This is a genomic window from Streptomyces sp. ISL-1, assembly GCF_018614585.1.
Classification (GTDB): domain Bacteria; phylum Actinomycetota; class Actinomycetes; order Streptomycetales; family Streptomycetaceae; genus Streptomyces; species Streptomyces maoxianensis.
In genome coordinates this window covers 36,278-55,296 of the sequence record NZ_JAGGOI010000014.1, presented here as the reverse complement: position 1 = coordinate 55,296, position 19,019 = coordinate 36,278, and the positions used below count along the sequence as shown (strand labels likewise).

Here is a 19,019-nt window from a genome sequence, read left to right as displayed (position 1 = left end):
GTCATCGGGGACTCCCTTCGGCGTGGCCGGACGAGGGGGCGGCGGGCAGTTGGGCCGCACCGTGGGAAGGCCCGTCCCGGGGCTCCGGGCGACCGAGCGCCTCGTCGGCCACGTCCCGGCCGGCAAGGCGTGCGGCTTCGCCGTCCGCCGGCCCGGCGGGATCGTCCTCGTGGGTGGCGGCCGCTGCCGTCGGGATCGCCGTCCCGCCACTCCCGGATACGGCTCGGGGGGCCTCGGCGGCTGTCGACGGAGCGGTCCCGGCCTCGGGTCCGGCCTCGGCGACTGTCGACCGAGCGGTCCCCGCCTTGGGTCCGGCCTCGGGTCCGGCCTCGGCGGCTGTCGACCGAGCGGTCCCCGCCTCGGGTCCGGCCTTGCGCGGCGACTGACCGTTCCGCGGCTGCGACCCCGGCTCCGCCCCCGACATCAGCCACGCGTACTCCGCATTCGTACGCAGCAGTTCGCGATGCGTGCCCACCGCCGCGATGCGGCCCCCGGAGAGCAGCGCCACCCGGTCCGCCAGCATCACGGTCGACGGGCGGTGCGCGACCACCAGAGCCGTCGTGCCTTCCAGCACCCTGCGCAGGGCCGCCTCCACCAGGGCCTCCGTATGGACGTCCAGTGCCGACAGCGGGTCGTCGAGGACCAGGAAGCGCGGGCGCCCGACCACCGCCCGGGCCAGGGCGAGGCGTTGGCGCTGGCCGCCGGAGAGGGTGAGGCCCTGTTCGCCGACCTGGGTGTCCGCGCCGTGCGGCAGCGCACGCACGAAACCGGCCTGCGCGATGTCGAGCGCCCGGCCCAACTCCGGCTCGCCCGCGTCCTCCGCACCCATCAGGACGTTCTCGCCGACGCTCGCCGAGAAGAGCGTCGGCTCCTCGAACGCCACCGACACCAGCCGCCGCAGCCGCTCCCGCGGCATCGCGGCGATGTCCTCCCCGTCCAGCGTGATCCGCCCGGCGGTCACTTCGTGGAGCCGCGGTACGAGCGCGGTGAGCGTCGTCTTCCCGGAGCCGGTGCTCCCGACCAGGGCCATCGTCTCCCCGGGCCGAACCCGTAGATCGATACGGGCGAGCACGGGCGCGGACTGCGCCGGGGCGTCCGGATAGCGGAACTCGACCCCCTCGAAGCACAACCCCTCGGCGGCCCCCGCGACCCGGGCGTGGTCGGCGACCTCCCTGCCCCCGGTCGCTCCGGTCGCTCCGGCCGCAGTGACCTCGGCGATCCGGGCGACCTCGTCGACCCCTGTGGCCCCGGCCGCCCCGACCTCGGCGGCCCCCGCGTCCCGGGCGTGGTCGGCGACCTCCGTGCCCCCGGTCGCTCCGACCGCTCCGACCGCTCCGGTCGCCCCGGCCTCGGCGATCCGAGCGACCCCTGCGACCCCCGTCGCCCCGGACATGGCGGCGTCCGCGGACCCGCTCCTGCTCGACTCCGGTGCCGCGTCCATCACCTCGAAGTACCGTTCCGTGGCCGTCGCCGCCTCCTGACTCATGGCCAGCAGAAAGCCGATCGACTCCACCGGCCATCGCAGCGCCAGCGCCGTCGACAGGAACGCCACCAGCGTGCCCGCCGACAGGCCGCCGTCCGCGACCTGGACCGTGCCGAGTACCAGAGCCGCGCCGATCGCCACCTCGGGGATCGTCGTGATCAGCGCCCAGATCCCCGCCAGCAGCCGCGCCTTGCCGAGCTCCGTGCCGCGCAGCCGCTCCGAGAGCTCGCGGAAGGCGCGCGCCTGGCTGCGGTGGCGGCCGAAGCCCTTGACGATGCGGATGCCGAGCACGCTCTCCTCGACGACCGTCGTCAGATCGCCGACCTGGTCCTGCGCCAGCCGCGCGACGACCGCGTACCGCGACTCGAACAGCGAGCAGAGAATCACCAGCGGCACGATCGGCGCGAGCAGTACCAGCCCCAGCGTCCACTGCTGGTCCAGCAGAATGACAAACCCGACCAGAATCGTCACCGCGTTGACCAGCAGAAAGGTCAGTGGGAACGCCAGGAACATCCGCAGCAGCATCAGATCCGTCGTGCCGCGCGACAGCAACTGGCCCGACGCCCACCGGTCGTGGAAGGCCACCGGCAGCCGCTGCAGATGCCGGTAGAGATCCGCCCGCATCGCCGCCTCGACCCCCGCCAGCGGCCGGGCCACCAGCCACCGCCTCATCCCGAAGAGCCCCGCCTCGGCGACCCCCAGCAACAGCAGGGCCAGCGCCCCGAGCCAGACCCCGCCGGGGTCCCGGCCGGCCACCGGGCCGTCCACGATCCACTTCAGTACGAGGGGGATGACCAGGCCCAGACAGGAGGCCACGACGGCGACAAATGCCGCACTGAACAGGCGAGTTCGGACAGGACGTACATACGGCCACAGCCGAAGCAGTGAACGTACGGTGGACCGGTCCTTGGCAGCTGCATGTTTTTCGGGCATCAGGCGTGAGCCTACGGTTCACCACTGACAGCGCTCATCCGATTTTGTGGCAGCGGCCCCGCCGGCCGAGGCAGGCAGCGACCCCCCGTGCCGAGGCAGGCAGCGCTCCACGGCCGCGGCACGCAACGCCCCACGGCCGCCCGGGGGACTACCCCGTCACCCGCAGCAGCAGCACAGACCGCGCCGGTACCGTCACCGTCTCCCCGCCCGCGTGCACCGTCCCCGGCGCCGTCTCCTGTTCCTCCCGCGAGGTGTCGACCACCAGCTCGTACGACTGCGCCCACGGTGGCCCCGGCAGCTGGAAGCTCGCCGGCCGGTCCGCCGCGTGCAGGACCGTCAGGAAGCTGTCGTCCGTCACCTCCGCTCCACGCGCGTCACGTCCCGGTATGTCGCGGCCCGAGAGATAGAGCGCCAGCGTCGACGCCGGGGCGTACCAGTCCCGTTCCGTCATCTCCTTGCCGTGCGGGGTGAACCAGGCGAGGTCCCGCAGTCCGTCCGCCGCCCGGGCGCGGCCCGAGAAGAAGGCCCGGCGGCGCAGCACCGGGTGGGCGTGGCGCAGGGCCAGCAGCCGGGTGGTCAGCTCCAGCAGGCCACGCGGTCCCGGGGTCTCGAGCAGCGACCAGTCCAGCCAGCCGGCCTCGTTGTCCTGGCAGTAGGCGTTGTTGTTGCCGCCCTGCGTACGGCCCATCTCGTCGCCCGCGACCAGCATCGGCACACCCGTCGACACCAGCAGGGTGGTAAGAAGATTCCGCAGCTGCCGGCGCCGCAACGCGTTGATGCGCGGATCGTCGGTCTCGCCCTCCGCGCCGCAGTTCCAGGACCGGTTGTCGTTGGTGCCGTCGCGATTGCCCTCCCCGTTGGCCTCGTTGTGCTTCTGCCCGTAGCTGACCAGGTCGCGCAAGGTGAACCCGTCGTGGGCGGTGACGAAGTTGATGGAGGCGTAGGGCCGCCGCCCTCCCCACGCGTACAGATCGCTGGACCCGGAAAGCCGGTATCCCAGGTCTCGTACGTCGGGCAGCGCGCCGCGCCAGAAGTCGCGTACGGCGTCGCGGTACCGGTCGTTCCACTCGGTCCACAGCGGCGGGAACGCGCCGACCTGGTAGCCGCCGTTGCCGACGTCCCACGGCTCGGCGATCAGCTTCACCCGCCGCAGCACAGGGTCCTGGGCGATCACCGCGAGGAAGGGGGAGAGCATGTCCACGTCGTGCATGGAGCGCGCCAGCGCCGCCGCCAGGTCGAACCGGAAGCCGTCGACGCCCATCTCGGTCACCCAGTAGCGCAGCGAATCAGTGATCAGCCGCAGCACATGTGGCTGCACCACATGCAGCGTATTGCCGCACCCGGTGTAGTCGGCGTACGTCCGCGCGTCCGACTGGAGGCGGTAGTAGCCGCGGTTGTCGATGCCGCGCAGCGACAGCGTCGGACCCAGCTCACCCGCCTCCGCGGTGTGGTTGTAGACTACATCGAGGATGACCTCGATGCCCGCGGCGTGCAGCGCGCGAACCATCCGTTTGAACTCGCCGACCTGCTCCCCCCGCGTCCCGCTCGCCGAGTACCCGGCATGCGGCGCGAAGTAGCCGATGGAGTTGTAGCCCCAGTAGTTGCGCAGCCCCCGCTTCAGCAGATGGTCCTCGTGCGCGTACTGATGCACCGGCAGCAGCTCGACCGCCGTCACCCCGAGCCGCACCAGATGGTCGATCGCCGCCGGATGCGCGAGCCCCGCGTAGGTGCCCCGGAGCTCTTCGGGGATCCCCGGATGGAGCTTGGTGAAGCCACGCACATGCAGTTCGTATATGACCGAGTCCGCCCACGGGGTCTTGGGCCTGCGGTCGTCCATCCATTCGTCGTCGGGGGTGTCATCGTGGACGACGACGCCCTTGGGCACATGGGGCGCCGAGTCCCGGTCGTCGCGCACCGTGTCGGCGACATGCTGCTGCGGCCAGTCCCGTACGTGTCCGTACACCTCCGCGGGCAGCTCGAAGTCCCCGTCCACCGCCCGTGCGTACGGATCGAGCAGCAGCTTCGCGGGATTCCAGCGGGCGCCCGTCCACGGGTCCCAGCGGCCGTGCACGCGGTAGCCGTAGCGCTGACCCGGCCGGACCCCGGGCACGAAGCCGTGCCAGATCTCATGCGTCAGCTCGGTCAGCGGCAGCCGCGTCTCGGTGGCCGAATCGCCCCCGTCGTCGAAGAGGCACAGCTCGACCGCCTCCGCACCGCCCGCCCAGAGCGCGAAGTTGGTGCCCGCCACCCCGTCCGGTCCGATCCGGAAACGGGCCCCGAGCGGCGTCGGCGCCCCCGGCCACACCGATGCCGTGTATAGGGGAGCCTCCCGTGCCCGCAGGGCCACCGGGCTGCCCGGCTCCCGGTCGCGGCCCTCGACCCCGGCCACCGGAAGTGGACCGGGCAGGTCGCCCCGCAGCCCCTCCTGCACCGTCTCCTGCTCGGCTGCGCTCGACACCTGCCGGCCTCCCGCGGCTCGTCGGGCCACGCAAGGGGGTACCTCCCCGGGCGCCGGAGGCTCCGGGGGAAGTACGGCTGCTCACGGCGTCCCGGCCGCGGCAGCCCACGCGTGGTCCTCCCACCTGTTCTGCCCGCGCTGCTCTTGTCCCAACATGGCCCTGCTCTCACGTTTCCCCTGGAGGGGCGTGGTCGTTGGGCGGTACGTGAGACACGTAATGAAGCGGGCAGGGCAGGGCGTGGCCATCGCCCTGACATGGGCAGGACTCATGGCCGGGCTGACCGGGTGCACCAGCGAGAAGCTGGACGTCGGCAGCAAGCCCCGGTCGGTCGAGGACACGATCCGAGTCGTCCCCGAGGACGGCGCGAAGGGGGTCGGCCTCGAAGGGCCCCTCGAGGTGCGGCTGCCCGGCGGCCGGATCGAGCGGGTCAAGGTGACGCAGGTCGAGGACGCTCAGCCCACCGAGATCCACGGTGAGATCTCCGAGGACGGCCTGACCTGGAAGCCGGACGAGGGCACCCGCCTCGACCTGGCCGCCAAGTACAGCGTCGACGTGGTCGCCCTGGACGCGCACGGCCGCCGCTCGGCGCGTCACACGACCTTCACCACACGGGTTCCCGAGCGCCGCTTCATCGGCTACTTCAAGCCCGAGCACCGCTCGACCGTCGGCACCGGCATGATCGTCTCCTTCGACTTCAACCGGGAGATCCAGGACCGCGAGGCCGTCGAGCGCGCCATCCGCGTCAGTTCGGACCCGCCGGTCGAGATCGCGGGCCACTGGTTCAGCGACGAGCGCCTCGACTTCCGTCCGCGCGACTACTGGAAGCCGGGCACCGAGGTCACCGTCGAGCTACGGCTGCGCGACGTCGAGGGCGCGCCGGGGGTGTACGGCATCCAGCAGAAGACCATCGCCTTCACCATCGGCCGTTCGCAGGTCTCGCTCGTCGACGCGGCGAAGCACACCATGGAGGTACGGCGCGAGGGCGGGGTTCTGGCGACCCTGCCGATCACGGCGGGAGCGCCCAAGTCGACGACGTACAACGGAAAGATGGTGGTCATGGAGATGTTCGACGTGACCCGGATGAACGGTGCGACGGTCGGCTTCAAGAGGCGCAATGGCAGGGGTGAGTACGACATCAAGGATGTGCCGCACGCGGTGCGGCTGACCAAATCCGGCACTTTCCTGCACGGCAACTACTGGGCCGCGCCGGAGACGTTCGGCTCGGCGAACGTCTCCCACGGCTGTGTCGGACTGCGTGATGTGAAGGGCGGCAGCGGGGACACCCCGGCCGGCTGGTTCTTCGACCGGACGCTGATCGGCGATGTGGTCGAGGTCTTCAACTCGCGTGACAAGAAGGTCGACCCCGCCAACGGTCTCGGCGGCTGGAACCTGGACTGGAAGGCGTGGAAGGCCGGTTCCGCGCTGGGTTGACCCTCGCTGACCTGCAAGGCCCGCACCGTTTCAGATGAGCCCGCCGGACAAGTTGGGACTGAACGGTGACATTCGCGGGGAGGATCAACTACCCGGGGTGTGATTATCTATCGCCGTGCGTGCCTGAGGCGCGCGGGGGTGCGGGCCGTGGCGGGGCCAGGCCGTGCGAGGGGAGAGACCATTTTGAACAGGCAGCCGATATCGGGGGCGTCGGCCGGGGCGGGACGCGGGCGCGGGGGCGCTCCGCTGCGGGCTCTGGTGCTGGGGGCATTGCTGGTGCTGGTCACGGCCTGCGGAGGCGGAGACTCCGACAAGGACGGCGACGGCAAGGGCAACAAGGACGGCGGGAAGGTCGGGAACGCGGCCTCCCAGGCGGTGGTGACCATAGTGCCCAAGGACGGCGCCGACTCGGTCGCCACCAGTGGAGCGCTGAAGGTTACGGCGGCCAAGGGCAAGCTGACCACTGTCACGGTCCAGGACGACAAGGGCGCCCCGATCGAGGGCAAGCTCGCCGCGGACGGCGCCAGTTGGCAGCCGCTGCAGCATCTGGCCGGCTCCACCAAGTACAAGGTGCACGCCGTCGCCAAGGACGAAGACGGCCGGGAGTCGGCGAAGGACACGAGCTTCACCACGCTCGTCCCGAAGAACACTTTCATCGGGCAGTACAGCCCCGAGGACGGTTCGACGGTCGGCGTCGGAATGCCGGTCTCGATCAACTTCACCCGTGGCATCACCGACCCCGGCGCCGTCGAGAGGGCCATCAAGGTGACGGCCGAGCCGTCGGTGCCGGTCGAGGGCCACTGGTTCGGCAACGACCGCCTCGACTTCCGGCCGGAGAAGTACTGGGCCGCCGGCACCAAGGTGACCGTGAAGCTGAACCTGGACGGCGTCGAGGGCCGCCCGGGTGTGTACGGCAAGCAGTCCAAGACGGTGAAGTTCACCGTCGGCCGCAGCCAGGTCTCCACGGTGGACGCCAAGGCCCACCGGATGAAGGTCGTACGCGACGGCAAGCAGATCAAGAATGTCCCGATCACCGCGGGCGCGCCGTCGACCACCACGTACAACGGCCAGATGGTCATCAGCGAGAAGTACAAGGTGACCCGGATGAACGGCGCCACCGTCGGCTTCGGTGGCGAGTACGACATCAAGGACGTGCCGCACGCGATGCGCCTGTCCAACTCGGGCACCTTCATTCACGGCAACTACTGGGCCTCGTCCGGGACCTTCGGATCGGCGAATGTCAGCCACGGCTGCGTCGGCCTGCGTGACGCCCGCGGCGCCGGTGACAGCTCCACCCCGGCGGCCTGGTTCTTCGACAGCTCGATCGTCGGTGACGTGGTGATCGTGAAGAACTCCAAGGACAAGCAGATATCCCCGGAGAACGGCCTGAACGGCTGGAACATGTCCTGGGCGGAGTGGACCAAGTAGTTCCTGTACGACCGGAACGGACCCGGTGTCGCTGTGACGCAGCGCACCGGGTCTGTTGCCGTTAACGCGGGCTAACCTCGGTCCATGACAGTCAATCTTGAGGTCTCCGAAGGCATCGGTACCATCCGTCTGGACCGCCCGCCGATGAACGCGCTGAACATCGCCGTCCAGGACCGGCTGCGCGAGCTCGCCGCCCAGGCGGCCCGCCGGGACGACGTACGGGCCGTGATCCTGTACGGCGGCGAGAAGGTGTTCGCGGCCGGCGCGGACATCAAGGAAATGCAGGCGATGGACCACGCGGCGATGGTCGTACGGTCCCGGGAGCTCCAGGAGTCCTTCACCGCCGTCGCCCGCATCCCCAAGCCCGTCGTCGCGGCCGTCACCGGCTATGCGCTTGGCGGTGGGTGCGAGCTGGCGCTCTGCGCCGACTTCCGGATCGCCGCGGACGACGCCAAGCTCGGTCAGCCGGAGATCCTGCTGGGCTTGATCCCGGGCGCCGGCGGCACCCAGCGGCTGTCGCGGCTGATCGGCCCGTCCAAGGCCAAGGACCTGATCTTCACCGGCCGTATGGTGAAGGCGGACGAGGCGCTCGAACTGGGCCTGGTGGACCGTGTCGTGCCGGCCGCGGAGGTGTACGAGCAGGCCCGCGCCTGGGCCGCGAAGCTCGCCCAGGGGCCCGCGCTGGCGCTGCGCGCCGCCAAGGAGTCCATCGACGCGGGTCTCGAGACGGACATCGAAACGGGCCTCGCCATTGAACGCAACTGGTTCGCGGGCCTGTTCGCGACAGAGGACCGCGAGCGCGGGATGCGCAGCTTTGTGGAAGAGGGCCCGGGCAAGGCCAAGTTCCTCTGAATTAAGTTCAGTTGGACATATCAGCTGTCAGAGTCAACCCTGTGTGCGGCTTAGCCCACTCTTAGGGCAGCCTTAAGCCGCATCGGACCGCCCGTGCTTGGCGATCAATTGCAAGCAAGGCGTCAGGGCAGCTCAGGGCGGGTGTGAGCGCCCGTATGCGGCTGCGGTATATGTCATTCGATTACCCGGGAGTAGCCAATTCCGGGGCCCCATTCCGCCGGAACGGCCCCCGAATTCGCTCGTTGCGGCCATGATGGGGGCATGGCGGGCCTCGAAGGTGTGGAACAGCCGCGGCAGCGCGGCAGCGCTGCCGCGGCGCGGTGGTTGCCTGCCGTCGAGGACGAACAGGCGCTCAGGGCACTGGAGTTGTTCGGCGATCCCACGGGCGAGGAAATAAAGCTGCCCTCCCGCCCCGAATCCGCAGCCACCGCACGCCGGTTGACCCACTGCGTGGTGCTGCGCCAGTGGGCACTCTCCTCGCAGACCGCCGAGCACGCGGTGTTACTGGTCTCGGAGCTCGTCGGCAACGCCGTACGGCACACCGGGGCACGGGTCTTCGGGCTGCGGATGCTGCGCCGCCGCGGCTGGATCAGGATCGAGGTCCGCGACCCCTCGCGAGGTCTGCCCTGTCTGATGCCGGTCCATGAGATGGACGTCAGCGGCCGCGGGCTGTTCCTTGTCGACAAGCTCTCCGACCGGTGGGGTGTGGATCTGCTGCCGCGCGGCAAGACCACCTGGTTCGAGATGCGGGTCTCCGACCGCTGACGCGACCCGGACGGCGTGACTGGACGTCGTGACCCGCACGGCGTGATCCGGACACACAGAAGCCCCCTGAGCGGGGGCTTCTGTGGAGCGCCGTGGATTGGGGGGTGTATCCACGGCAGCTTACGAACGACCTGCCCGGGTCAATGGGGGTCGTGCCACCGACTATGACAGACGGGAGGCCGTACCGCCAAAAGTCATTACTGGGGCATAGGTAAGTAAACTGCGCATCCTGAAAGTGAATCGTAGGTGAGTTGGGCCACCTGCCTCGTAAATGCTGAATAAATATAGAGCTTGACGAGTGTTTCATTGTTGCGCCGGTGGAAGTAGGGTCCGGCCCTCGCGACCTGCGAGTATCCCGAATTAGGTCAATCGTTATCTTTGGTCTGCTTCGCCCCTACTGTGCTTTCCCGTGAACTCGATCGACCGCCGCAGCGCACTGCGCGCAGGAGTGGGGGCCGCCGCCGCGGGCGCCCTCGCCACAGGCTGCACCGACGACCGCCCCGCCCCGGCGCCGCCGACCGCGCCCGCCCCGCCGTCCCGCGGTCCCCGTCCCGCACCCGCCCCCCGCCGTTATCCCGGGCAGCCCGCCGAGATCACGCATGGCCCACGCGACCGCGACAGGGTGGCCCTCACCTTCCACGGCCAGGGCGACCCGGCCATCGCCGAGGCCGTCCTCGCCGAGGCCGAGCGGGCAGGCGCCCGCATCACCGTGCTCGTCGTCGGCGACTGGCTCGACCAGCACCCCGGGCTCGCCCGCCGGATCCTCGACGGCGGCCACGACCTCGGCAACCACACCCAGCGCCACCTGGGCATCTCATCGATGTCCCAGACCGATGCCTATGCCGAGATCACCGACTGCGCCGAGCGGCTGCGCCGGCTCACCGGCTCCATCGGCAGCTGGTTCCGCCCCTCCCGTACGCAGTACGCGACCCCGCTCGTCGCCGAACTCGCCCAGCGGGCCGGCTACCCGCACGTCCTCTCGTACGACGTCGACTCCCTCGACTTCACCTCGCCCGGCGCCGCGGCCGTCGCCGGCAACGTCAGCCGGCAGATCCAGCGCGGATCTGTGGTGAGCCTGCACTTCGGCTATGCGGACACGGTCGCCGCACTGCCCGGTCTCCTCGACGACCTCGACCGTCGCCGCCTGCGCGCGGTGACGACCACGGAGCTGCTGACCTGATGCCCCCGAACATTCCCCTCACCAAGAGAACCATCGCGCTGCTCGGCGGCGTGCTGCTCGCCCTGCTCGCGGGCTGCGGCTCACCCGGCGACAAGGCCGAGACGCCCCACACCAAGGCCGCCGCGCCGCCCCCCAAGCCCCACAAGGCGCTCGCCCCGGCCGGACTGCCCGGCATGCCGCCGGTGCTCGACCCGCGCGACATCTACGCCGCGGACCGGCCGGGCAAGCTCTCGCCGGCGGTCAGGGGCTTCCCGTCCCGGGTGTACGTCCCCAACACCAACTCCAACACCGTCTCGGTCATCGACCCCGCCACGTACAAGGTCATCGAGACGATCCCGGTCGGCGTCCAGCCGCAGCACGTCGTCCCGTCCTGGGACATGAAGACGCTCTGGGTCAACAACAATCGCGGCCACACGCTCACCCCGATCGACCCGGCAACCGGTGTCGCGGGCAAGGCGGTCGAGGTGCACGACCCGTACAACCTCTACTTCACGCCCAACGGCAAGTACGCCATCGTGATGGCCTCCCTCGACCGCGAACTCGTCTTCCGCGACCCGCACAGCATGAGGCCGCTCAAAACGACGCCGGTCTCCTGCTACGGCGTCAACCACGCTGACTTCTCCGCCGACGGCAGGTACTTCATCGTCTCCTGCGAGTTCTCCGGCGAGCTGCTGAAGGTCGACACGGAGAAGATGGAAGTCATCGGCCGGCAGAAGCTGCCCTTCCACGGCGCGATGCCGCAGGACGTGAAGCTCTCCCCGGACGGCAGGACCTTCTACATCGCCGACATGATGGCGCACGGCATGTGGGTGCTCGACGGCGACAGCTTCGTGACGCCCGGGCTGCTGCCCACCGGCAAGGGCTGCCATGGCCTCTACATCAGCCGTGACTCCAGGGAGATGTACATCTCCAACCGCGGCGAGGGCTCCATCTCGATCTTCGACTTCAAACAGAACAGGCTCACCAAGAAGTGGTGGCTGCCGGGCGGTGGCAGTCCGGACATGGGTGGGGTCTCGGCGGACGGCAAGGTGCTTTGGCTGTCCGGGCGTTACAACTCCGAGGTGTACGCGATCGACACCGCCACCGGCGAGCAGCTGGCCCGTATCAAGGTGGGCGGCGGACCGCACGGACTCGCGGTCTATCCACAGCCCGGCCGGTACTCGCTCGGCCACACCGGCGTCTTCCGGTAAGGCGTGTGCGGATACCCCTCGGGTCCGGACGGCCCGGTCCCGGGGCGTATCCTTCTCGACTCGCAAACGGCGGCCTGACATTCAGCCCGCCACGAACAGCGCCTCGGAGCCCACCGGTTTGAAGCCCGCGGCCTGGAACGTCCGCACGCTGCGGGCGTTCCCCGGCGACTGCTGGGCCCACACCACGGAGTCCGGCACCAGGTGACGGGCGGCCAGCGCGAGCGCAACGCCCAGGCCCAGGCCGCGCGCTCCCTCGTCCACCTCGATCGCGGTCTCCCAGCGGCCGGCCACGCCCCGGCCGAGTACCACCAATCCGCCGGCGGCGGCCCAGACCCGTACGCCGTCACGGAACTTCAGCGCCCGCGCCACCCGCGGGTGGTCCGGGTCCTCGATCTCGCGCAGCTCGAGATCGGGCCTGCTCGGCAGCGCCCCGGCCACCGTCAGCATGTCGATGGTGTTCATCGAGCGGCCGGTGCGGGCCAGCATGGCCGCCAGGAATGCCGGGTTCATCGCTGCGGCAAGCCGGTCGGAGTCGGTCGCGGCGAGCTCGGCCCGTACCCACTCGGGATCCTCGTCCGTGAAGATCACCGAGTGCGCGGTGAACGCCACCACACCCGCGTCGCGTGCGTTCGGCTGCCCGATAACGGTTGTGGCCCCGTCCGGTGGCGGGAACTTTCCGACGGCCGCGGCCGCCAGGATCCTCGCCAGTGCGTCGCTCATCTCGCGTACCTCCTCGTCCTCAGTCTCCACCAGGCCGTTAATCTGAACCCCGTCAGTAATGCACCAAGAAGGGGCGGAAGCAGTGGCGGACATCGAAGAGGCGCGCCGGGCGTTCGAGCGGTACGACGTGAACGGCGACGGCCTGATCACGGCGGCGGAGTACAAGAGCGTGATGGCGCAGCTGGGGGACTTCAATGTCACCGAGACGGTCGCCGAGGCAGTGATCAAGACCAAGGACGCGAACGGCGACGGTCAGTTGACGTTCGAGGAGTTCTGGGCCTCGCTCAACAAGGGCTGAGCAAGCCCTGATCACGTGCCGGATCAGGCCTGAACGGGCCTGATCCGCCTGGGGGCACCTCCCGGGCCGCAGGCTCTGGGGAAGGCTCCCCGGCGCCGGGCCGGGGAGCCGCCCGGGAGTTCACCAGTCCTCGGCCGCCAGGGCGTCGTCCAGCGTCGGCAGCGTACGGAACACGTCGAGCACCGCGCCCGCCCGGAACACGCGCAGAATCGCCGGGCTGTCGCACACCACCCACATCCGCCCGCCGTTCTCGGCGGTGCGCCGCCGCGCGCGGCACAGGAGGGCCAGTCCCGAGCAGTCGAAGAACGCCACATGCGTCAGATCGATCACCACATGGTGGCCTCGGACGGCGGTGACCACATCCAGATGGGCCCCGATGGGCTTCGCCGAGGCGATGTCGACCTCGCCCTGCAGCTCGATGACGGTACGACCCCGGCTGCGGTAGACCCGGCCGTACGGTCGGGGCAGGGGGGCGTGTAAGCCGGACGACGTGGAAGTCAGCCCCTCGGCCATGGCTGTTCTCCTTGCTGCGGCGAGCCCGATCTGGCCACCTGGGGTTGGGCGTACTGGCTGGGAGGTTAGTCCGGGGTTTCGGGCACACGGAGGTGAAAAAACGTTCGGGGCTCGGAAAACTCCCTCGTGCGGGTGAATTCAACGTGAAATGCCTTGACGACCCCGAGGCCGACGCGAAGCTCCGGTCTCTCAGGCGGTGTGCGGGCTGCCCGCCATTGGGCAGCGGATGAGGCTCAGCACTCGATGATGTTCACCGCGAGGCCGCCGCGCGCGGTCTCCTTGTACTTCACGGACATGTCCGCGCCGGTCTCCTTCATCGTCTTGATGACCTTGTCCAGCGAGACCTTGTGGCTGCCGTCGCCGCGCATCGCCATCTTCGCCGCCGTCACGGCCTTCACCGCCGCCATGCCATTGCGCTCGATGCACGGGATCTGGACCAGGCCACCGACCGGGTCGCAGGTCAGGCCGAGGTTGTGCTCCATGCCGATCTCCGCCGCGTTCTCGACCTGCTCGGGGGTGCCGCCCAGCACCTCGGCGAGCGCGCCCGCGGCCATCGAGCAGGCGGAGCCGACCTCGCCCTGGCAGCCGACCTCGGCGCCGGAGATGGAGGCGTTCTCCTTGAAGAGCATGCCGATCGCGCCCGCGGCCAGCAGGAAGCGGACAACGCCCTCCTCGTCGGCGCCGGGCACGAAGTTCATGTAGTAGTGCAGCACGGCCGGGATGATGCCCGCGGCGCCGTTGGTGGGGGCGGTGACGACCCGGCCGCCCGCGGCGTTCTCCTCGTTCACGGCCATCGCGTACAGCGTGATCCACTCCATGGAGTGGGCCAGCGCGTCGCCCTCGGCGCGCAGCTGGCGGGCCGAGTTGGCCGCGCGGCGGCGGACCTTGAGACCGCCGGGCAGGATGCCCTCGCGGGACATGCCGCGCGAGACGCAGGTCTGCATGACCCGCCAGATCTCCAGCAGGCCCTCGCGGATCTCCTCCTCCGAGCGCCATGCCTTCTCGTTCTCCAGCATCAGCGCGGAGATGGACAGGCCGGTCTCCTGGGCGAGCCGCAGCAACTCGTCACCGGTGCGGAAGGGGTACTTCAGCACAGTGTCGTCGAGCTTGATCCGGTCCTCACCGACGGCGTCCTCGTCAACGACGAAGCCGCCGCCCACCGAGTAGTACGTCTTTTCCAGAACGGTCGCACCCTCGGCGTCGTAAGCGAACATCGTCATGCCGTTGGCGTGGTACGGCAGAGCCTTGCGGCGGTGCAGGACCAGATCCTTGTCGAAGTCGAAGCCGATTTCGTGGCTGCCGAGCAGATTGATCCGGCCTTCGGTGCGGATGCGCTCGACCTGCGCGTCCGCGCTCTCGACGTCGACGCTGCGGGGGGAATTGCCCTCCAGACCGAGCAGGACGGCCTTGGGGGTCCCGTGGCCGTGGCCGGTCGCGCCCAGGGAGCCGAAGAGCTCCGCGCGTACGGCGGCGGTGTGGGCCAGCAAGCCCTCGTTCTTGAGCCGCCGGGCGAATATGGCGGCGGCGCGCATGGGGCCGACCGTGTGGGAGCTGGACGGGCCGATGCCGATCGAGAACAGGTCGAAGACCGATATGGCCACGGGGAACTCCTTGGGGGGTTGGTAGACGCCGTTGTCTGCCGGGGTGGTGCAGAAGCGAGCGGGGTACACGGTGCGGGGCACCGCGCGCACGTTCCAGTGTGCGCGGTGCCCCGTGGGTCCATACAAAAGGGTACGGAACTACTTCAGGCCGGGGTAAAGCGGGTGCTTCGCGGCCAGTGCCGAAACCCGGGCGCTGAGCGCCTGAGTGTCGTAGGACGGCTTCAGCGCCTCGGCGATGATGTCCGCTACCTCACGGAAGTCCTCGTCCTGGAAACCGCGGGTGGCCAGCGCCGGGGTGCCGATCCGCAGGCCCGAGGTGACCATGGGCGGCCGCGGGTCGTTCGGAATGGCGTTCCGGTTGACGGTGATGCCGACCTCGTGGAGCCGGTCCTCGGCCTGCTGGCCGTCCAGCTCGGAATTGCGCAGGTCGACGAGGACCAGGTGCACATCGGTGCCGCCCGACAGGACGGAGACGCCGTGCTCGGTCACATCGTCCCTGACGAGACGCGCGGCGAGGATCCGGGCGCCGTCGATGGTGCGCTGCTGGCGCTCCTGGAACTCCTCGGACGCCGCGATCTTGAAGGAGACCGCCTTCGCCGCGATGACGTGCTCCAGGGGACCGCCCTGCTGGCCCGGGAAGACCGCCGAGTTGATCTTCTTGGCGAGCTCCTGTGTGGACAGGATCACGCCGCCACGCGGACCGCCGAGGGTCTTGTGCGTGGTGGTGGTGACGACATGGGCGTGCGGCACCGGGTTGGGGTGCAGTCCGGCGGCGACGAGACCCGCGAAGTGGGCCATGTCGACCATCAGATACGCGCCGACCTCGTCGGCGATCCGGCGGAAGGCCGCGAAGTCCAGGTGACGCGGGTACGCGGACCAGCCGGCCACGATCAGCTTCGGCTTCGACTCCTTGGCGAGCCGCTCCACCTCGGCCATGTCGACCTGGCCGGTGGCGTCGTCGACGTGGTACGCGACCACGTTGTAGAGCTTGCCGGAGAAGTTGATCTTCATGCCGTGGGTCAGGTGCCCGCCGTGGGCGAGGTTCAGACCCATGATCGTGTCGCCCGGCTTGAGCAGCGCGAACATCGCGGCCGCGTTCGCCTGGGCGCCCGAGTGCGGCTGGACGTTGGCGTGCTCCGCGCCGAAGAGGTCCTTGATGCGGTCGATGGCGATCTGCTCGACGACATCGACGTGCTCGCAGCCGCCGTAGTAGCGGCGGCCCGGGTAGCCCTCGGCGTACTTGTTTGTGAGGACGGAGCCCTGTGCCTCCATGACCGCGACCGGAGCGAAGTTCTCCGACGCGATCATCTCGAGGGTGGACTGCTGACGGTGGAGCTCGGCGTCGACAGCGGCGGCGACGTCGGGGTCCAGCTCATGGAGAGGGGTGTTGAGAACAGACATGCCATACGTCCTTAGGAGCCGGAGAACTCGGTGTACTCGTCGGCGGAGAGCAGGTCCTTCGGCTCCTCCGCGACGCGAACCTTGAACAGCCAGCCGCCCTCGAAGGGGGCTGAGTTCACCAGCGACGGGTCGTCCACCACGTCCTGGTTGGCCTCGACGACCTCTCCGCTGACCGGGGAGTAGAGGTCGCTGACCGACTTGGTCGACTCCAGCTCGCCGCAGGTCTCGCCCGCGGTCACCGTGTCACCGACCTCCGGGAGCTGTACGTACACCACATCGCCGAGCGCGTTGGCCGCGTGCTCCGTGATGCCGACCGTCGACACGCCGTCCTCGGCGGTCGACAGCCACTCGTGCTCCTTGCTGTAGCGCAGCTGCTGGGGGTTGCTCATGACCTGAATTCTCCTGTACGCGGGGGAGTGCTGGTAAACGGGCGGGGTGCGGTGCCGAGGATCACTTCTGGCGCTTGTAGAACGGCAGAGCGACGACCTCGTACGGCTCGTGGGCGCCGCGGATGTCGACGCCGACGCCCTCGGTGCCGGGAGCAGCGTGCTCCGCGTCCACATACGCGATGGCGATCGGCTTGCCCAGCGTCGGCGACGGGGCGCCGGAGGTGACCTCGCCGATCACCTGGCCGCCTGCGACGACCTGGTAGCCGGCGCGGGGGACCCGGCGGCCCTCGGCGACCAGGCCGACGAGCTTGCGCGGCGGGTTGGTCCCGGCGTGCTCGGCGGCGGCCTCGAGAGCCTCACGGCCGACGAAACGCCCGCCGTTGGCCGTCTTCTCGAACTTCACGACCCTGCCCAGGCCCGCATCGAACGGGGTCAGCGCGGTCGTCAGCTCGTGCCCGTACAGCGGCATGCCCGCCTCCAGGCGCAGCGTGTCGCGACAGGAGAGCCCGCAGGGGATCAGACCGGCCGGCGCTCCGGCCTCGGTCAGCGCCTGCCAGAGCTTCTCGGCGTACTGCGGCTCGACGAAGAGCTCGAAGCCGTCCTCGCCGGTGTAACCGGTGCGGGCGATCAGCGCCGGGACGCCGGCGACCGTGCCGGGCAGGCCCGCGTAGTACTTCAGCCCGTCCAGGTCGGCGTCGGTGAGCGACTTCAGGATGCCGGGGGACTCGGGGCCCTGGACGGCGATAAGGGCGTACGCGTCCCGGTCGTCGCGCACGTCGGCGGCGAAGCCCTCGGCGCGGGCGGTCAGCGCGTCCAGCACGACCTGGGCGTTGCCCGCGTTGGCGACGACGAGGTATTCGGGGGACTCGGTGTCGCCGAGGCGGTAGACGATCAGGTCGTCCAGGATCCCGCCGTTCTCCTGGCAGATCATGGTGTAGCGGGCACGGCCGACGGCGACGCCGCCGATGTTGCCGACCAGCGCGTAGTCCAGGAGGTCGGCGGCCTGCGGCCCGGTGACGGTGATCTCGCCCATGTGGGAGAGGTCGAAGAGACCGGCTTTGGTGCGGACGGCGTTGTGCTCGTCGCGCTCACTGGCGTACCGCAGCGGCATGTCCCAGCCCGCGAAGTCGGTCATGGTCGCGCCCAGCGAACGATGCAGGGCATCGAGGGCGGTCAGACGGGGGGCGTTGCTCATAGATGTGGCTCCCAGGGCATGGCCGGCGAGGACGATCCTCCCCATCTGTCATCGGAACCTGAGAGGTTCATCGCGACCGCACGTATTGGTGGTCGTGACTTGCACCTTGGGTGGAGCCACTCGACAGCGGCTCGCTTTTCAGATCTGCCTCATCACACGCGGTACGGGGCCTGAGAGATTCAAGGGAGGGACTTGCTCCTTCGGCGCCCGGCGCACACAGTGGCCAGGACTCTCCCGCGTGGATTCAAGCGGCCGGTATGCAGTTGGCGGGCACATCATTGCACGCATCGTGGCGGAGTGGGGTGACTGGCCCTCGGCTGCAATATGGTTGTGCCGCATTACCGTTTCTTTACACTTCATGGGCAAGGGTGGTTAACCCGACCTGGGGGAGGGTGATGACGTTGCAGCGGTCCGAGGCATACGCGGCGGCCGCGGAGGTGCCCGCCCCGCCGGGCGCGACTGCCCGGCGGCCGGCCGGGGCGCTCGCGGCCGTGCTGCGTGACCTGAGAGACCGCTCGGGACACAGCCCGCGCAGTCTGGTCTTCGCCGCGGGTGACGTGGTCGTCGTCTCCGGCCTGCCCGGCAGCGGAAAGTCCACGCTGATCCGCCGTGCGGCGCCCGGCCGCGGCATCGACTCGCAGGACGCCCGGGACCGCTGGGACGCGCGGATGCCGAAGTTCCTGCCGTACGCGGTCTATCGCCCGCTGGTCCGCATCGCGCACTACGCCGGACTGCGGCGCGCGCTGCGCTCCGGTGCGAGCGTCGTCGTACACGACTGCGGCACCCAGGCCTGGGTGCGGCGCTGGCTGGCCCGCGAGGCGCGCCGCCGCGGCCGCGGCCTGCATCTGGTGCTCCTCGACGTCACGCCGAAGGTGGCAAGAGAGGGCCAGCGCGAGCGCGGCCGCGGAGTGTCGGGGTACGCGTTCGCCCGGCACCGGCGGGCGGTGGGCCGTCTGGTCGCCGACGCGGAGGCCGGGCGGCTGCCCGCGGGCTGCGTGTCGGCGGTACTGCTGGACCGGGACTCGGCGGCCGCGCTCGGCCTGGTCGGCTTCGAGGAGCCGGAAGCGGGCCCGTCCGGCGATTGAGGGCAAGCGCGGCCGAAGGCCGTGCCCCCACCCACCCCGGCGGGCCCCCGCGGCGTTAGGGTCGTGGCGCGAAACGTGGGAACGCAGGGGGAGAAG

At 69.9% G+C, this 19,019-nt stretch carries 16 protein-coding genes and 1 riboswitch; of the genes, 8 read left to right on the top strand and 8 right to left on the bottom strand.

Features of this window, described 5'->3' with window-relative positions; genetic code table 11:
• Position 1: 1 nt before the first annotated feature.
• Complete coding sequence (locus tag J7E87_RS11525) at positions 2 to 2,416, bottom strand: ABC transporter ATP-binding protein (protein WP_215092742.1); 2,415 nt, start codon at positions 2,414 to 2,416, stop codon at positions 2 to 4.
• A 148-nt stretch (positions 2,417 to 2,564) separates the two neighbouring features.
• Positions 2,565 to 4,874 carry a glycogen debranching protein GlgX gene (gene glgX, locus J7E87_RS11520; protein WP_215092741.1) on the bottom strand — a complete coding sequence of 770 codons (2,310 nt, stop codon included), beginning with the start codon at positions 4,872 to 4,874 and terminating at the stop codon, positions 2,565 to 2,567.
• A 205-nt stretch (positions 4,875 to 5,079) separates the two neighbouring features.
• On the opposite strand from glgX, the gene J7E87_RS11515 reads away from it, so the two are divergent.
• From J7E87_RS11515 to J7E87_RS11490, 6 genes are all read left to right on the top strand, one after another.
• Positions 5,080 to 6,306, top strand: a complete 1,227-nt coding sequence (locus J7E87_RS11515; protein ID WP_215092740.1) for an Ig-like domain-containing protein — start codon at positions 5,080 to 5,082, stop codon at positions 6,304 to 6,306.
• Positions 6,307 to 6,489: 183 nt separating this feature from the next.
• Positions 6,490 to 7,734 (top strand): Ig-like domain-containing protein, encoded by a 1,245-nt coding sequence (locus J7E87_RS11510; protein WP_215092739.1) that lies wholly within the window; start codon positions 6,490 to 6,492, stop codon positions 7,732 to 7,734.
• A gap of 84 nt (positions 7,735 to 7,818) precedes the next feature.
• The gene (locus J7E87_RS11505) at positions 7,819 to 8,586 is read left to right on the top strand and encodes an enoyl-CoA hydratase/isomerase family protein (RefSeq protein ID WP_215092738.1); all 768 of its coding nucleotides are present in this window, start codon (positions 7,819 to 7,821) and stop codon (positions 8,584 to 8,586) included.
• 261 nt (positions 8,587 to 8,847) lie between these two features.
• Positions 8,848 to 9,351 carry an anti-sigma regulatory factor gene (locus tag J7E87_RS11500; RefSeq protein WP_215092737.1) on the top strand — a complete coding sequence of 168 codons (504 nt, stop codon included), beginning with the start codon at positions 8,848 to 8,850 and terminating at the stop codon, positions 9,349 to 9,351.
• Positions 9,352 to 9,760: 409 nt separating this feature from the next.
• A complete protein-coding gene (locus J7E87_RS11495) occupies positions 9,761 to 10,531 on the top strand; it encodes a polysaccharide deacetylase family protein (RefSeq protein WP_215092736.1) in 771 nt (256 codons plus the stop codon).
• Positions 10,531 to 11,721 (top strand): YncE family protein, encoded by a 1,191-nt coding sequence (locus J7E87_RS11490; protein WP_215092735.1) that lies wholly within the window; start codon positions 10,531 to 10,533, stop codon positions 11,719 to 11,721. Before J7E87_RS11495 ends, J7E87_RS11490 begins: the two co-directional genes overlap by 1 nt.
• Positions 11,722 to 11,802: 81 nt before the next feature.
• Here J7E87_RS11490 and J7E87_RS11485 read toward each other — a convergent pair whose 3' ends face one another.
• The gene (locus J7E87_RS11485; protein WP_215092734.1) at positions 11,803 to 12,441 is read right to left on the bottom strand and encodes a GNAT family N-acetyltransferase; all 639 of its coding nucleotides are present in this window, start codon (positions 12,439 to 12,441) and stop codon (positions 11,803 to 11,805) included.
• Between the two features lie 82 nt (positions 12,442 to 12,523).
• Between J7E87_RS11485 and J7E87_RS11480 the strand changes: the two genes are divergently transcribed.
• Positions 12,524 to 12,739 carry an EF-hand domain-containing protein gene (locus J7E87_RS11480; RefSeq protein ID WP_215092733.1) on the top strand — a complete coding sequence of 72 codons (216 nt, stop codon included), beginning with the start codon at positions 12,524 to 12,526 and terminating at the stop codon, positions 12,737 to 12,739.
• Positions 12,740 to 12,859: 120 nt separating this feature from the next.
• Here J7E87_RS11480 and J7E87_RS11475 read toward each other — a convergent pair whose 3' ends face one another.
• From J7E87_RS11475 to gcvT, 5 genes are all read right to left on the bottom strand, one after another.
• Entirely contained in the window at positions 12,860 to 13,252 is a 393-nt protein-coding gene (locus tag J7E87_RS11475) for an STAS domain-containing protein (protein WP_215092732.1), read from the bottom strand.
• A 233-nt stretch (positions 13,253 to 13,485) separates the two neighbouring features.
• Positions 13,486 to 14,853 (bottom strand): L-serine ammonia-lyase, encoded by a 1,368-nt coding sequence (locus tag J7E87_RS11470; protein ID WP_215092936.1) that lies wholly within the window; start codon positions 14,851 to 14,853, stop codon positions 13,486 to 13,488.
• Positions 14,854 to 14,991: 138 nt separating this feature from the next.
• Positions 14,992 to 16,254 carry a serine hydroxymethyltransferase gene (gene glyA / locus J7E87_RS11465; protein ID WP_215092730.1) on the bottom strand — a complete coding sequence of 421 codons (1,263 nt, stop codon included), beginning with the start codon at positions 16,252 to 16,254 and terminating at the stop codon, positions 14,992 to 14,994.
• 11 nt (positions 16,255 to 16,265) lie between these two features.
• On the bottom strand, positions 16,266 to 16,643 hold the full coding sequence (gene gcvH / locus J7E87_RS11460) for a glycine cleavage system protein GcvH (RefSeq protein ID WP_215092728.1): 378 nt from the start codon (positions 16,641 to 16,643) through the stop codon (positions 16,266 to 16,268).
• Positions 16,644 to 16,704: 61 nt separating this feature from the next.
• The gene (gene gcvT / locus J7E87_RS11455) at positions 16,705 to 17,838 is read right to left on the bottom strand and encodes a glycine cleavage system aminomethyltransferase GcvT (protein WP_215092726.1); all 1,134 of its coding nucleotides are present in this window, start codon (positions 17,836 to 17,838) and stop codon (positions 16,705 to 16,707) included.
• A gap of 149 nt (positions 17,839 to 17,987) precedes the next feature.
• Positions 17,988 to 18,085, bottom strand: a riboswitch (glycine riboswitch).
• 148 nt (positions 18,086 to 18,233) lie between these two features.
• Between gcvT and J7E87_RS11450 the strand changes: the two genes are divergently transcribed.
• Entirely contained in the window at positions 18,234 to 18,923 is a 690-nt protein-coding gene (locus J7E87_RS11450) for an AAA family ATPase (RefSeq protein WP_215092724.1), read from the top strand.
• Positions 18,924 to 19,019 lie beyond the last annotated feature (96 nt).

Coding starts and splice junctions, on each gene's coding strand:
- J7E87_RS11500 (WP_215092737.1), top strand. CDS start 8,848: ATGGCGGGCCTCGAAGGTGTGGAACAGCCGCGGCAGCGCGGCAGCGCT.
- J7E87_RS11450 (WP_215092724.1), top strand. CDS start 18,234: ATGACGTTGCAGCGGTCCGAGGCATACGCGGCGGCCGCGGAGGTGCCC.
- J7E87_RS11485 (WP_215092734.1), bottom strand. CDS start 12,441: ATGAGCGACGCACTGGCGAGGATCCTGGCGGCCGCGGCCGTCGGAAAG.
- glyA (WP_215092730.1), bottom strand. CDS start 16,254: ATGTCTGTTCTCAACACCCCTCTCCATGAGCTGGACCCCGACGTCGCC.
- J7E87_RS11475 (WP_215092732.1), bottom strand. CDS start 13,252: ATGGCCGAGGGGCTGACTTCCACGTCGTCCGGCTTACACGCCCCCCTG.
- J7E87_RS11505 (WP_215092738.1), top strand. CDS start 7,819: ATGACAGTCAATCTTGAGGTCTCCGAAGGCATCGGTACCATCCGTCTG.
- J7E87_RS11490 (WP_215092735.1), top strand. CDS start 10,531: ATGCCCCCGAACATTCCCCTCACCAAGAGAACCATCGCGCTGCTCGGC.
- J7E87_RS11525 (WP_215092742.1), bottom strand. CDS start 2,416: ATGCCCGAAAAACATGCAGCTGCCAAGGACCGGTCCACCGTACGTTCA.
- gcvH (WP_215092728.1), bottom strand. CDS start 16,643: ATGAGCAACCCCCAGCAGCTGCGCTACAGCAAGGAGCACGAGTGGCTG.
- gcvT (WP_215092726.1), bottom strand. CDS start 17,838: ATGAGCAACGCCCCCCGTCTGACCGCCCTCGATGCCCTGCATCGTTCG.